The sequence below is a fragment of the Streptomyces sp. NPDC002044 genome, assembly GCF_040296725.1.
Classification (GTDB): domain Bacteria; phylum Actinomycetota; class Actinomycetes; order Streptomycetales; family Streptomycetaceae; genus Streptomyces; species Streptomyces antarcticus.
In genome coordinates this window covers 1-11,970 of record NZ_JBEOXU010000168.1, presented here as the reverse complement: position 1 = coordinate 11,970, position 11,970 = coordinate 1, and the positions used below count along the sequence as shown (strand labels likewise).

At 73.7% G+C, this 11,970-nt stretch carries 13 protein-coding genes and 1 riboswitch; of the genes, 3 read left to right on the top strand and 10 right to left on the bottom strand.

What is annotated here, in order from left to right:
• Positions 1 to 56 precede the first annotated feature (56 nt).
• Complete coding sequence (locus ABT106_RS27885) at positions 57 to 461, bottom strand: DUF5997 family protein (RefSeq protein WP_351282660.1); 405 nt, start codon at positions 459 to 461, stop codon at positions 57 to 59.
• A gap of 58 nt (positions 462 to 519) precedes the next feature.
• Between ABT106_RS27885 and ABT106_RS27880 the strand changes: the two genes are divergently transcribed.
• Complete coding sequence (locus tag ABT106_RS27880) at positions 520 to 1,356, top strand: LysR substrate-binding domain-containing protein (protein WP_351282657.1); 837 nt, start codon at positions 520 to 522, stop codon at positions 1,354 to 1,356.
• Between the two features lie 52 nt (positions 1,357 to 1,408).
• Here the strand turns inward: ABT106_RS27880 and ABT106_RS27875 are convergent, their stop codons facing one another.
• The 5 genes from ABT106_RS27875 to ABT106_RS27855 form a co-directional block, all read right to left on the bottom strand.
• Positions 1,409 to 2,620 carry a mannosyltransferase family protein gene (locus ABT106_RS27875; protein WP_351282655.1) on the bottom strand — a complete coding sequence of 404 codons (1,212 nt, stop codon included), beginning with the start codon at positions 2,618 to 2,620 and terminating at the stop codon, positions 1,409 to 1,411.
• Positions 2,621 to 2,758: 138 nt separating this feature from the next.
• The gene (locus tag ABT106_RS27870) at positions 2,759 to 3,250 is read right to left on the bottom strand and encodes a hypothetical protein (RefSeq protein WP_351282652.1); all 492 of its coding nucleotides are present in this window, start codon (positions 3,248 to 3,250) and stop codon (positions 2,759 to 2,761) included.
• A complete protein-coding gene (locus ABT106_RS27865; RefSeq protein WP_351282649.1) occupies positions 3,243 to 3,740 on the bottom strand; it encodes a SigE family RNA polymerase sigma factor in 498 nt (165 codons plus the stop codon). Before ABT106_RS27865 ends, ABT106_RS27870 begins: the two co-directional genes overlap by 8 nt.
• Positions 3,741 to 3,976: 236 nt before the next feature.
• Positions 3,977 to 5,221: a cation:proton antiporter gene (locus ABT106_RS27860; protein WP_351282646.1), complete on the bottom strand. Its 1,245-nt coding sequence runs from the start codon at positions 5,219 to 5,221 to the stop codon at positions 3,977 to 3,979.
• A gap of 6 nt (positions 5,222 to 5,227) precedes the next feature.
• The gene (locus tag ABT106_RS27855) at positions 5,228 to 5,713 is read right to left on the bottom strand and encodes a cation:proton antiporter regulatory subunit (protein ID WP_476715197.1); all 486 of its coding nucleotides are present in this window, start codon (positions 5,711 to 5,713) and stop codon (positions 5,228 to 5,230) included.
• A 240-nt stretch (positions 5,714 to 5,953) separates the two neighbouring features.
• On the opposite strand from ABT106_RS27855, the gene ABT106_RS27850 reads away from it, so the two are divergent.
• Positions 5,954 to 6,679, top strand: a complete 726-nt coding sequence (locus ABT106_RS27850; protein WP_351282643.1) for a ribonuclease H family protein — start codon at positions 5,954 to 5,956, stop codon at positions 6,677 to 6,679.
• 114 nt (positions 6,680 to 6,793) lie between these two features.
• On the opposite strand, the gene ABT106_RS27845 is transcribed toward ABT106_RS27850, so the two are convergent.
• The 4 genes from ABT106_RS27845 to ABT106_RS27830 all read right to left on the bottom strand — a co-directional run bounded on the left by ABT106_RS27845 (position 6,794) and on the right by ABT106_RS27830 (position 10,464).
• Positions 6,794 to 7,615 (bottom strand): ABC transporter ATP-binding protein, encoded by an 822-nt coding sequence (locus ABT106_RS27845; protein WP_351282641.1) that lies wholly within the window; start codon positions 7,613 to 7,615, stop codon positions 6,794 to 6,796.
• Positions 7,612 to 8,694: a FecCD family ABC transporter permease gene (locus ABT106_RS27840; protein WP_351282663.1), complete on the bottom strand. Its 1,083-nt coding sequence runs from the start codon at positions 8,692 to 8,694 to the stop codon at positions 7,612 to 7,614. The genes ABT106_RS27845 and ABT106_RS27840 overlap by 4 nt, the downstream gene beginning before the upstream one ends.
• A gap of 41 nt (positions 8,695 to 8,735) precedes the next feature.
• Positions 8,736 to 9,782 (bottom strand): ABC transporter substrate-binding protein, encoded by a 1,047-nt coding sequence (locus ABT106_RS27835; protein ID WP_351282639.1) that lies wholly within the window; start codon positions 9,780 to 9,782, stop codon positions 8,736 to 8,738.
• A 42-nt stretch (positions 9,783 to 9,824) separates the two neighbouring features.
• Positions 9,825 to 10,007: riboswitch (cobalamin riboswitch) on the bottom strand.
• Positions 10,008 to 10,077: 70 nt separating this feature from the next.
• Entirely contained in the window at positions 10,078 to 10,464 is a 387-nt protein-coding gene (locus tag ABT106_RS27830) for a TraR/DksA family transcriptional regulator (protein ID WP_351282638.1), read from the bottom strand.
• A 215-nt stretch (positions 10,465 to 10,679) separates the two neighbouring features.
• On the opposite strand from ABT106_RS27830, the gene ABT106_RS27825 reads away from it, so the two are divergent.
• On the top strand, positions 10,680 to 11,726 hold the full coding sequence (locus ABT106_RS27825) for a fatty acid desaturase family protein (RefSeq protein WP_351282635.1): 1,047 nt from the start codon (positions 10,680 to 10,682) through the stop codon (positions 11,724 to 11,726).
• Positions 11,727 to 11,970: the final 244 nt, after the last annotated feature.

Here is an 11,970-nt window from a genome sequence, read left to right as displayed (position 1 = left end):
GTGAAGCTCCGGCCGCCCCTCCCGCGCGTCCTGTGCGCCCGGCCCTCCGGGGAGGGTCAGGCGTCCTTCTGTCCGGCCTTCGCCGCGCGCTCCGCGTTCTTCTCCTTGATGCGGACCGTCTCCTTGCGGACATCGGCCTGCGTGGCGCGTTCCTTCTCCAGCCACTCGGGACCCTCGGTCTTCAGGGCCTCGATCTGCTCGGTGGTGAGGGCCTCGGTGACCCCGCCGCGGGCGAGGCCCGCGATGGAGACGCCCAGCTTCGCGGCGACCACGGGCCGGGGGTGCGGGCCGTTGCGCCGCAGGTCCTGCAGCCACTGGGGCGGGTCGGACTGCAGCGCACCCAGCTCGGTGCGCGAGACGACACCCTCCTGGAACTCTGCGGGGGTGGCCTCGAGGTACACGCCCAGCTTCTTCGCCGCGGTCGCGGGCTTCATCGTCTGGGGGCTCTGGTGCGACGTCATGGAGTCAAGAGTATCGAGCGTGTGCGCTACCTCTGACCACGCCGGGTAATCTGGCCGGGTGACAGGCTCGGAAGTAACCCCATCGTTCCGCCTCGCCTACGTTCCGGGCGTGACCCCCACCAAGTGGGTCAGGATCTGGAACGAGCGGCTGCCCGACGTCCCGCTGACCCTCGTCGCGGTGACCGTCGACGAGGCCTTCGGCGTCCTCCGGGCGGGCGGCGCCGACGCCGGGTTCGTACGGCTGCCGGTCGACCGGGAGGACCTCAGCGCGATCCCGCTCTACACCGAGGCCACGGTCGTGGTGATTCCGAAGGACCACGTCATCGCGGCGGTCGAGCAGGTGTCCGCCGCCGATCTGGCCGACGAGCTGGTGCTGCATCCCCTGGACGACACCCTGGACTGGGAGAACCCGCCGGGACGCCCCGCGATCGAGCGCCCCGAGACCACCGCGGACGCCGTCGAGCTGGTGGCGGCGGGCGTGGGCGTCCTGGTCGTCCCGCAGTCGCTCGCCCGGCTGCACCACCGCCGGGACCTCACCTACCGGCCGGTCTCGGACGTTCCGGAGTCGCGCGTCGGGCTGTCGTGGCCGCAGGAGGAAACCACCGACCTGGTGGAGGAGTTCATCGGGATCGTCCGCGGCCGGACCGTCAACAGCACCCGCGGCCGCCCGCCGACACCGCCGCAGCCGAAGGGCAAGCGCGCCGCGGCGGGCGGCGCCCAGGGCAAGGCGGCCGGCGGCAGGACCGCGGGCGGCAAGACGGCGGCCGGCAAGGCGGCCGGCGGCCGGTCCGGCAAACCGGCCGGCAAGAACCCCCGGGGCGGCTCCGGCGCCGCGGGCGCGGCCAAGGGCGGCAAGGGCGGGGCCAAGCGGGGCAAGCCCCGCGGCCGGTCGTAGACCACCCGGTTCCGTACGCCGGGGGCCGGTCCGGCGGGGTCCGCGGCCGGGCTCAGCCCGCCCAGCGGCCGGTCAGGAACGTGACGGCCACGATCACGCCGACCGGTGCGACGACGTACACGTACGCCGTCCGCACCCGCGGACGGCGCAGGCTCCACCCGGCCAGCGCGATCCACAGCGGCCACCACAGGAGGGTGGAGCGGGGGACCGAGGTGTACCAGTACGAGGTACCCAGCGCCCACAGGGTCAGGGCCGTGTAGAGCGCCTCGGGCAGCCGGCGCCGGCGCACCAGCACGACCAGCAGCACGAGGCCGGTCACCATCGCGAGCAGTTCGGCCTGCCACATCACCGCGTACCCGGCGGCCTGGGTGCGCTGGAAGGCGGCCTCCCAGGTGTGGGACCAGGCGTCCCAGGGCGTGTGGAAGTCCCGGTACCAGCCGCGTTCCTGGGCGTGCTTCCAGGCCATCCAGTCCCCGGTACGGGCCGACAGGAACCAGGCGTACAGCACCGGGGTGAGCGCGGGCAGGAGCAGCCAGGGGGCGCGGCGCCAGGCGGCCCGGTCCTTCACGGTCAGGACGAAGTGCAGGACGAGCGCGGCCGCCAGGAAGAGCCCGGTGACCCGCACCGAGCAGGCCAGGCAGGTCAGTACCGCGGCGGCCCGCCAGTTCCCGCGCTGCGCCGCGAGCCAGGCGGGCAGGGCCAGGGCCAGGAACAGGGCCTCGGTGTACCCGGCGGCGAGGAACACCGCGCAGGGCGAGAGCAGGAAGAACATCACCGTACGGCGGCCCGCGTCCAGGTCGCGAAGCTGGTGGCGGGCGATCCGCGCGAGGGCCAGGACGGCCACGGCCCCGGCGACGAAGGAGATCAGCAGCCCGGCCGCGGTCCAGTCGGGTACGACCGTGTGCACGGCGCGCAGGGTGAGCGGGAAACCGGGGAAGAACGCCTCCCGGTTGTCCCAGCCCGCCGTCCAGGGGCCGGCGCCGCCCGGGAAGTAGCCGTCCCTGGCTATCGACAGGTAGTGCTGCCAGTCCCACTGCTGCCAGGGTGCGAGCAGCGGGGCCGGCTCGCGGTTCTCCCCGCTGGAGGGGAACAGCCAGCGCACGGCCCAGGCGGTGATCCAGAGTCCGGTGCGGGTCAGCGCGTACAGCCACAGCACCTCGCGGTCGGCGGCGTCCGGCCGCGGGATGCGGCGGCCGACGGGCCGTCCGCCCCGGACGGGAGCGGGGGCGACCTCGACGGGCCGGGGCGGGGCGGAAACGGACATGGGGGATCTCCTGATCGGCTGAGGGCGCGCCGGACCGCCGACCGGGGGTGCGCGGGCGCTGTGGTGGTGCGGGTGCCTCCGGGGTGACCGGGGCCATGGGGGCTACCGGGGGTGCGGGGAGTGCACCGGGTTACCGGGTTACCGGGTGACGTGGTTCGAGGGGCTCGAGGAGGGCTCCGTGTCCGGCGCGGTTCCGGTGGACCGGGCGGGCTCGGTGGTGCGGGCGGGAGGCGGGACGGTGGACGTTCCGGACGTGGCCGAGGACGCCGAGGTCCGGGTGGAGGACGGCCCCGCGGTGGTGGCCGGGGGAGGCCCCGGCGTCGTGGTCTGGGCCGGCTGAGGCGGCCGCGCCGATGTCGGCCCTGGGGTCGGCAGGGAGGAGGGCGCCGGCGCCGAGGGGGTGGTCGCGGGCAGGTTCCCGCCCCCGTTCGCGGGCAGGAGGGACGCCAGCGCGGCGCCCGAACCCGCGAGGACGAGGCAGGCCGCGACGGCGAGGCCGACGAACCTGCGCCGCCGGACCCGCTCACCGCGCCGGGCGATCTCCGAGACGGGGGGGAGGGCCGCCCCGGGCTGTCCGGCGGACGCCGCCTCCTGGAACAGCGACCGCAGCGGATCGTTGGTGTCAGGCATCGGGAGCCTCCTCGATACGGGGGTCCTGCAGGTGGCGGGAGAGGGTGGCCCGGCCCCGTGTCAGGTGGGTCTTGACCGTGCTCGCGGACAGGGAGGTCTCCGCGGCGATCTGTTCGACGGTCAGATCGCACAGGTAGTGCAGGGCCAGCGTCCGGCGCTGCTTGAGCGGGAGGTGCCGCAGCGCCTCCACGAGCGCCACCGCCTCCGGCCCCGGCCCCGGCACGTACGCGGCGGGAGCGGTGCGCTCCCAGGCGTCGGCCGTGCGTCGGCGCACGCGCCACCGGCTCACCGCGAGCCGCCAGGCGACGGTGCGGATCCAGGCTTCCGGCCGCCCTTCGACGTCCAGCTGCCGCCGCCGGCCCCACCCCTTGACGAACGCCTCCTGCACCACGTCCTGCGCCTCGTGGTGATCGCCGAGCATGACGTACAGCTGTCCGGTCAGCCGTCCCGCCGCCTGCGCGTAGAACTCTTCGAACTCCTCGACGGTCAAAAACTCACTCCCGCGTTCATGAATCCCTCTCAGTGGGCATACGTCCGCCGCACCGTGTCCGGTTGACATCGGATGCCGAGAAGTCTTGTGAGTGGCGTCACACGGGCGCCGGTGGGACACGCGGCCGTTCCGGCCCCGGACGCACCGGTGGGGCGTGCGGTCGTCACCGCACGCCCCACCGGTCCCACTCCGCCGTCCCGGCCCCGGCCCCGGGCCTGACGGCCGTCGTCAGTGGATCAGGTCCGGCCGGCCGGGTCCTGGTCCTGGACCTCCTCGGGGGACTTGGCCGCGGGCGGCACGGCCGGGACCAGGGGCGCCGGGTGCGCGCGCCGCGCGGAGACCCAGGCGGCCACGGGCTCGGTGTAGCGCGCGGTCAGCGGGCCGACCACCACCAGGATCAGGACGTACGCGGTGGCGAGGGGGCCCAGCGCCGGTTCGATGCCGGCCGTGACGGCGAGCCCCGCGATGACGATGGAGAACTCGCCGCGGGCGACCAGCGTGCCGCCGGCCCGCCAGCGCCCCTTGACCCCGATCCCGGCCCGCTTCGCGGCCCAGTACCCGGTGGCGATCTTCGTACCCGCGGTGACCACGGCGAGCGCGAGCGCCGGCAGCAGGACGGGCGGGATGCTGGCCGGATCGGTGTGCAGGCCGAAGAAGACGAAGAACACGGCGGCGAACAGGTCGCGCAGCGGGCTGAGCAGGGTGTGCGTGCCCTCGGCGACCTCACCGGAGAGGGCGATGCCGACCAGGAACGCGCCGACCGCTGCGGACACCTGGAGCTGCTGTGCGACGCCGGCCACCAGCAGGGTCAGGCCGAGCACGACGAGCAGGAGCTTCTCGGGGTCGTCGCTGGAGACGAACCGGGAGATCAGCCGCCCGTACCGGACCGCCACGAACAGCACGGCGCCCGCGACACCGAGCGCGATGGCCAGGGTGAGGCTGCCCGCGGCCAGGCTCACACCGGCGAGCAGCGCGGTGATGATCGGCAGGTAGACGGCCATGGCGAGGTCCTCGAGGACCAGGATGCTGAGGATCACGGGGGTCTCGCGGTTGCCGACGCGGCCGAGGTCCCCCATGACCTTGGCGATGACGCCGGAGGACGAGATCCAGGTGACTCCGGCCAGGACCACGGCGGCGACCGGGCCCCAGCCCATCAGCAGCGCGGCCACCGCACCCGGTACGGCGTTCAGGGCGAAGTCGACCAGGCCGGCCGGGTACTGGGTCTTGAGGTTCGACACCAGGTCGCTGGCGGTGTACTCCAGGCCCAGCATCAGCAGGAGCAGGATGACGCCGATCTCGGCGCCGATCGCGACGAACTCCTCACTGGCGCCCAGCGGCAGCAGCCCGCCCGTGCCGAACGCCAGACCGGCCAGCAGATACAGGGGGATCGGGGAGAAGTGGAAGCGGCCGGCCAGCCGGCCCAGCAGGCCCAGCCCGAGGATGATCGCGCCGAACTCGATGAGGAAGACAGCGGAGTGCACAGGCGGTCACTCCCGTCCGAGTATCGCGGCCGCCGCGTCGACGCCCTCGCGGGTGCCGATCACGATGAGGGTGTCCCCGCCGGCGAGCCGGAAGTCCGGCGCGGGCGACGGCCGGGCCTCGGCACGGCGCAGCACGGCCACCACCGAGACCCCGGTCTCGGTGCGCATCCTGGTCTCGCCCAGCACCCGTCCGTTCCAGTGCGAGTGCGCGGACAGCTCGATCCGTTCGGCGACCAGCCCGAGGTCGGTGGTGTGCAGGACATTCGGGCTGTGGTGCGCCGGCATCAGCGCGTCGATCAGCGAGGCCGTCTCCGCACCCGTCAGGTGCAGCGACTGGGCACAGGCGTCGGGGTCGTCGGAGCGGTAGACGTTCACCGTGCGGGTTCCGTCCCGGTGCGCGACCACCGACATGTGCCGGTGTTCCCGGGTCGTCAGGTCGTACTGGACACCGATGCCGGGCAGCGGCGTGGTGCTCATCCGTGGAGCAGGCACAGCTCTGTCCCCCCTCTTGATCTGTTCGACGTGTGATGCGGCGCCGGGCCGGTACACGGCGGGAGACGCCGCGGGCGCGGGTCCATGGTGTCATCCCGCGACGGGGACGGGACATGGGTGTCGGCACGGACGGACGCGATCGGACCCGACCGGCAGTGTTGCCATGGGAATCGTTGCGTCGCAGCTCACGGTGTGCGGTGCGGTGTACCCGCCGTGCCGCGGATGGGGCATGATCGGAGGATGTCTGATCGCATCATCGCCGCCTGTGACGGAGCGGCCAAGGGGAACCCCGGGCCCGCCGCGTGGGCCTGGGTCATCGCCGACGCGGAGGGCCGCCCCGAACGCTGGGAGGCCGGGCCGCTGGGACGCGCCACGAACAACGTCGGGGAACTGACCGCCCTGCGACGCCTCCTGGAGGCCGTGGCCCCGGGTACCTCCGTGGAGGTGCGCATGGACTCCCAGTACGCCATGAAAGCCGTCACGCAGTGGCTTGCGGCCTGGAAGCGCAACGGGTGGAAGACGTCCTCGGGCCAGCCGGTCGCCAACCGCGAGCTCGTCGAGGCGATCGACCTGCTGCTCGGCGACCGCGACGTGACGTTCGTGTACGTGCCGGCCCACCGCGCGGACGGCGACCACCTGAACGCGATCGCGGACCAGGCCGCGAGCGACGCCGCCGTCTCCCAGCAGGCCGCCGGGACCGCTCACGGCGACGCGGACGTGCCGAGACCCGCACCGGCCCGCAGCACGCCCGCGCGTGCCAAGGGGGCACCGGCGCGCGGGAAACCGTCCGCCGGGGCCTCGGCCGGGAGCGGACAACCGCGGGTGATCAAGGCCAAGTTCCCGGGAACCTGCCCGTGCGGGAAGACGTACGCGGCCGGTGAGCCGATCGCCAACACCGGCAAGCGCTGGGGCCACCCGGACTGCGCCGCGGCCAACGCCGTCGGCGCGGGCGCGCCGACGGCGTAGGGCCGCGAACGCGGGGCCGCCCGCGCACCCCACGGTCCGGAGTCCTCGCGCCCCGCACATCGGGCGGGGGACCCTGCGCCGGCCTCCCGGGCGGCCCGTGGCGCCTCCGTACGATCACGGACCGGCCGAGTCCCCCACCGCCGCGCCGGGGCGGGCGGCCGGGACCCCCGGGAGGAAGGACACCTGGGCCGCGCCCGTCCGCGGGTGCACGGCGACCTCGGCCGCCACCCCGTACACGTCGGCCAGGAGCTCTGCCGTCAGCACCTCCCCGGGCGGCCCGGAGGCGGTCACCGCCCCGTCGCACAAGACGTAGAGCCGGTCGCAGTAGTACGCGGCGAGGTTCAGGTCGTGCAGGGCCACGAGGACGGTGGCGGGCAGCTGCCGCAGCAGTCCGAGCACCTCCAACTGGTGCCGGATGTCGAGGTGGTTGGTCGGCTCGTCCAGCACCAGCAGGGCGGGCCGCTGGGCCAGCGCACGCGCGATGAGCACGCGTTGGCGTTCGCCGCCGGAGAGACGGTCGAAGGAGCGTTCGGCCAGTGCGGTCGCGTCCACCGAGTCGAGGGCCCACGCGACGATCGAGGCGTCCTCGGCGCTGTCGCCGTCGAGCAGCCGCTTGTGCGGGGTGCGGCCCATGGACACCACCTCCCGCACGGTCAGGTCGAAGTCGGCGCCCGCGTCCTGCACCACGGCGGCCACGGTGCGGGAGAGCCGCCGTACCGGCAGGGTCCAGGCGTCCGCGCCGTCCACGCGCACGCTGCCGGCGTCGGGCCGCAGCACGCGGTAGACCGTGCGCAGGAGGCTGGACTTGCCGCTGCCGTTGGGCCCGACCAGGCCGACCACCTCTCCGGGACGGGCGGTCAGCGACACGTCGCGCAGCAGGTGGTGCGCGCCGGCGGTGAGGGTGACTCCCCCCACGGTCAGTTCGGCGGCGCTCATGCCACTCCCCGGCTCGTGGCGCGGCGGGCGTCGCGGCGCATCATCCACAGGAAGAACGGCCCGCCGCAGAGCGCCGTCAGCACGCCCACGGGGATCTCCATGGGCGCGGCGACGGTCCGCGCCGCGATGTCGGCCCAGACCAGGAACACCGCGCCGGCGAGCGCGGCCGCCGGCAGTACCCGGCGGTGGTCGCCGCCGACGAAGAGACGCACGATGTGCGGCAGCATCAGCCCGACGAAGCCGATCGGCCCCGCCGCGGCGACCAGGACACCCGTCACCAGCGACAGCAGGACGAACATCCGGCCCCGGAAGCGTGCCACGTCCAGCCCCATGCTCGTCGCGGCCTCCTCCCCGGCCAGCAGCAGGTTCAGCGAGCGGGCCTGGACCAGGAGGACGCCGATGCCCAGCAGCAGGGCCGCGCCCGGCAGCCACAGGGTGTCCCATTGGACGCCGCCCAGTCCGCCCAGGGTCCAGGCCAGGACGGTCCGGGCCTCGTTGCCCCGGCCGGAGGTCAGCAGCAGCATGTTCGTCAACGCCGAGAGAACCGCCGCCATCGCCACGCCCGACAGCACCAGCCGCACCGAGGTGATCCGCCCGCCGGCGCGGGCCGTCGAATACACCAGCAGCAGCGTCAGCAGCGCGCCGGCGAACGCGGCGACCGACAGCGACAGCGGGCCGAACAGGCTCACGCCGAAGACGATCACCGCGACGGCGCCCAGGGAGGCCCCGGAGGACACTCCCAGCAGGTACGGCTCGGCGAGCGGGTTGCGGACCAGGGCCTGCATGGCGGTCCCGATCACGGCGAGCCCCGCGCCGGTCACCGCTCCCAGGAGGACCCGGGGGGCCCGTACGTCCAGCACGATCGTCTCCCGCGCCCGTGACCAGGTCGGCTCGGACCAGTCGGCGCCCAGCGCGTGCGTCACGATGCCCCACACGTCGCCGGGCGGCACGCGCACCGACCCGATGGCCATGCCCGCGGTGGCGGACGCCAGGAGCAGGCCGCCGAGGACCGTCAGGGTCACGACGAAGGACCGGCGCCGCGGCCGGTCCGCGCCGCGGGCGCCGCGTCCGGCAGGCAGGGCGGGCGGAGCCGCTGTGGGAGGTGAGGGCGGGGCGGCGGTCACCGGAGCCGCTCGGGGTGCAGCCCGCGCGCCAGCTCCTCGACGGCGTACGGCGGCCTGACGCCGACCAGGGTCGAGGTCAGCGGCACGGCGACGAACCGCTTGTTCTTGATCGCCGGTACGTCGGCGAGCGCGGGCTGGGAGAGCAGGAACTCCTTCTTCTGCTCGACGCTGCCGGTGCCCGCGTAGTCGTAGATGGCGATCACCTCCGGCTTGCGGTCGACGACCTGCTCCCAGGAGACGTCACCGAAGACGTCGTCGAGGTCCGCGAAGACGTTCCGTCCGCCGGCGAGTTTGATGATCTCCGTGCCGAGGCCCTTGCCGCCGGCGGTGAACGCCGACTTGTCGCCGCTGTCGTAGACGAACACCGGTACGGCGGGTGCGTCCTTGACCGCCTCGGTGGTCCTGCTGACGCGTCCCTGGAGGTCGGCGACCAGCTTGTCGCCGCGGTCCGCGATGCCGAAGACACCGGCGACGGTCCGGATCTCGTCGTAGGTGTCCTGCATGGTCACCTGCTTCTTCCCGCAGTACTCGCGGTTCAGGTAGGTGTTGATGCCGGCGTCGCCGAACGCCTTGCGGGAGCGGCCCTCCTTCTCGGCGAACGCGCTGCCGTAGCCGCCGTAGACGAAGTCGGGATCGGCGTCGAGGACGGCCTCGAAGGAGGGCTCCTTCTCCGCCAGCTGCGGCACGGCCTCGAAGTCCTTCTTCAACTCGGGCAGGACGGCCGAGTCGGGGAACGCGGTGCCGACCATCCGGTCCTTCAGCCCGAGCGACAGCATCAGTTCGGCGGGGTGCTGGTGGATGGTGACGACGCGGGCCGGCGCCTTGTCGTACGTGGTCCGGGTGCCGCAGTTGTCGACCGTGACGGGGAACCCCTGCGCCGCCGTGTCGGACGAGCCCGGAGCGCCGGACGTTTTCGCGCGGTCGGGGCCGTCCTTCGACGTGCCGCAGCCGGTCAGTACGGCGGTGGACAGGGCCAGGGCCGCGGCGGCCGCGCGCAGGGCGCGGCGCCGGGTGGACGGGGGAGAGAAAGGGGGGCGGGGCATGACGTCGTGCACGTAGAGCCTCCTGTGGAGTCCGCGCTCCTCGGATCGGGCCCGCGACAGGCCAGTGTCCTGACTCCCGGGTCGGCGTTTCGCTGACTCCGCCGCGACGGGCGCGGCGGCTCGCACGAGGGAACGCACTCCCCGGTCACAGTGGCGGGACCGTGCCGGAATCGCACCGGCTTCCTGTCTCCCGTCGCGGTGATGACCAGGTGATATTACGTTCCGTCGGGGCGGAGACACAAAGGAACTGCCCAGGAGTACCGCGCCCCCCGCCCGCCGTGGCCCGGTGCTGGGGTCAGCGGGGGCCGGCCGGAGCGCAGGGTACGCACGTGGTGGCGGTCGGGCGTGCCTCCAGGCGCTCCGCCGGGATCGGTTCGCCGCACCTCTCACACCGCCCGTAGTCCCCTCGGGCGAGCCGTTCCAGCGCCTGGTCGACCTCGTCCAGGTGTTCACGGGTCCGGTTGAGCAGGGCCGCGACGTGGGCCCGCTCGAAGGCGGTGCTCGAACCCTCCGGGTCGTGCTCGTCGTCCACCGCCACCAGGGCGTTCGCCGCGACGATGCCGTCGAAGTCGCGCATCAGCGCCGCGGTCCGCGCGAGGGTGTCGGCGCGGTCAGCGGCCAGCCGCGCGCGAGCCGACGCGTCCGCGTACCCAGAGGGCTCGTCACGGGACGAATCGTCCATGCGCGCGACAACGCCGGCGCCCGTACGCGCATTCCCCGGGTACGTGCCTGTCGCGGACGCGAGACCCGGCCGGTCATGGGGACGTTACCTCCCGATTTCCGGGTATGCGCGGAAAGGGTGGCCATGTCACGCGCCGACCGGGCACCGGCGGCCCCGCCCCGCACACCCCTTACACCCGGCGCCCCTCGCTGACAATGGAAAAGAGACCCCTGATCATGGATTCCCTCCAGACGGTGCGACCGCCGCCCGGGCCGTCGGAACCGGGCAGCGACTTCGCCCGGCTGTCCAAGAAGGTCCAGGCGGCCGGACTCATGGCGCGGCGCCCCGGCTACTACGCCCTCCGCTGCTCCCTCGTGCTCGCCCTCTACGCCGCCGGCTGGACGGCCCTCGTCCTGGTCGGCGACAGCTGGTGGACGCTTCTGGTGGCGGCCTTTCTCGCCGCCGTCTTCGGGCAGGTGGCCCTGCTCGCGCACGACATCGCGCACCGGCAGGTCTTCCGCCTGCGCAGGGCCAGCGAACTGTCCGGGCGCATCGCCGGGAACCTCGGCATCGGCATGGGCTACGGCTGGTGGCAGGACAAGCACACCCGTCACCACGCCAACCCCAACCACGAGGACCTCGACCCGGACCTCGATCCGGACGTCCTCGTCTGGACCCAGGACCAGGCCCGCGCCTCCAAGGGACTGCCGCGCTTCCTGGGCCGCTCCCAGGCGTTCCTGTTCTTCCCGCTGCTCACGCTGGAGGGCTTCAACCTGCACGTCTCCGGCGTGCGGTCGCTGGCCGACGGAGCGCTCAAGAACCGGGTGGGGGAGGGCCTCCTGCTGCTGGCGCACTTCTCGGCCTACCTGGGCGCCCTGTTCCTCGTGCTGCCGCCCGGCAAGGCCATCGCGTTCCTCTTCGTCAACCAGTGCCTGTTCGGGCTGTACCTCGGCTCCATCTTCGCCCCGAACCACAAGGGCATGCCGGTGCTGCGGGGCACCGACCGGCCGGACTTCCTGCGCCGCCAGGTGCTCACCTCCCGTGACGTGCGCGGAGGCCGGTTCACCGACATCGTCCTCGGCGGCCTGAACTACCAGATCGAGCACCACCTCTTCCCGAGCATGCCCAGCCCGCACCTGCGCCGGGCCCAGGCCATCGTCCGCGGCCACTGCCGGGAACTCGGCGTCAGCTACCTCGAGACCAGCCTGATCGGCTCCTACCGGCAGACCCTCGCGAGCCTCCACGAGGCGGGAGCCCCGATCAGGAAGGCCCGTACGGCCTGAGGGCACGCGCGCGGCAGACGCGCGAGTTCCGGAGGTTCCGCACGGTCCGCAGGGCCGGCACGTTCCGCGAGAGACGGCCTAGCCGTCCTCGGCGGCGGGGAGGTCTCCTGCGGCGCCGGGAGCGGTGTCGTCCCGGTCCTGGGGCCTGTCCTGCCCGGGGTGCAGGGCCAGCATGTCCAGGACGGCGGCCAGGCCGTCCCGCCCGCTGGTGTGGGAGGCGACCGCCCGGCGGGCCCGCTCGCGC

Coding starts and splice junctions, on each gene's coding strand:
- ABT106_RS27885 (WP_351282660.1), bottom strand. CDS start 461: ATGACGTCGCACCAGAGCCCCCAGACGATGAAGCCCGCGACCGCGGCG.
- ABT106_RS27875 (WP_351282655.1), bottom strand. CDS start 2,620: ATGTCCGTTTCCGCCCCGCCCCGGCCCGTCGAGGTCGCCCCCGCTCCC.
- ABT106_RS27870 (WP_351282652.1), bottom strand. CDS start 3,250: ATGCCTGACACCAACGATCCGCTGCGGTCGCTGTTCCAGGAGGCGGCG.
- ABT106_RS27850 (WP_351282643.1), top strand. CDS start 5,954: ATGTCTGATCGCATCATCGCCGCCTGTGACGGAGCGGCCAAGGGGAAC.
- ABT106_RS27845 (WP_351282641.1), bottom strand. CDS start 7,615: ATGAGCGCCGCCGAACTGACCGTGGGGGGAGTCACCCTCACCGCCGGC.
- ABT106_RS27835 (WP_351282639.1), bottom strand. CDS start 9,782: ATGCCCCGCCCCCCTTTCTCTCCCCCGTCCACCCGGCGCCGCGCCCTG.
- ABT106_RS27830 (WP_351282638.1), bottom strand. CDS start 10,464: ATGGACGATTCGTCCCGTGACGAGCCCTCTGGGTACGCGGACGCGTCG.
- ABT106_RS27825 (WP_351282635.1), top strand. CDS start 10,680: ATGGATTCCCTCCAGACGGTGCGACCGCCGCCCGGGCCGTCGGAACCG.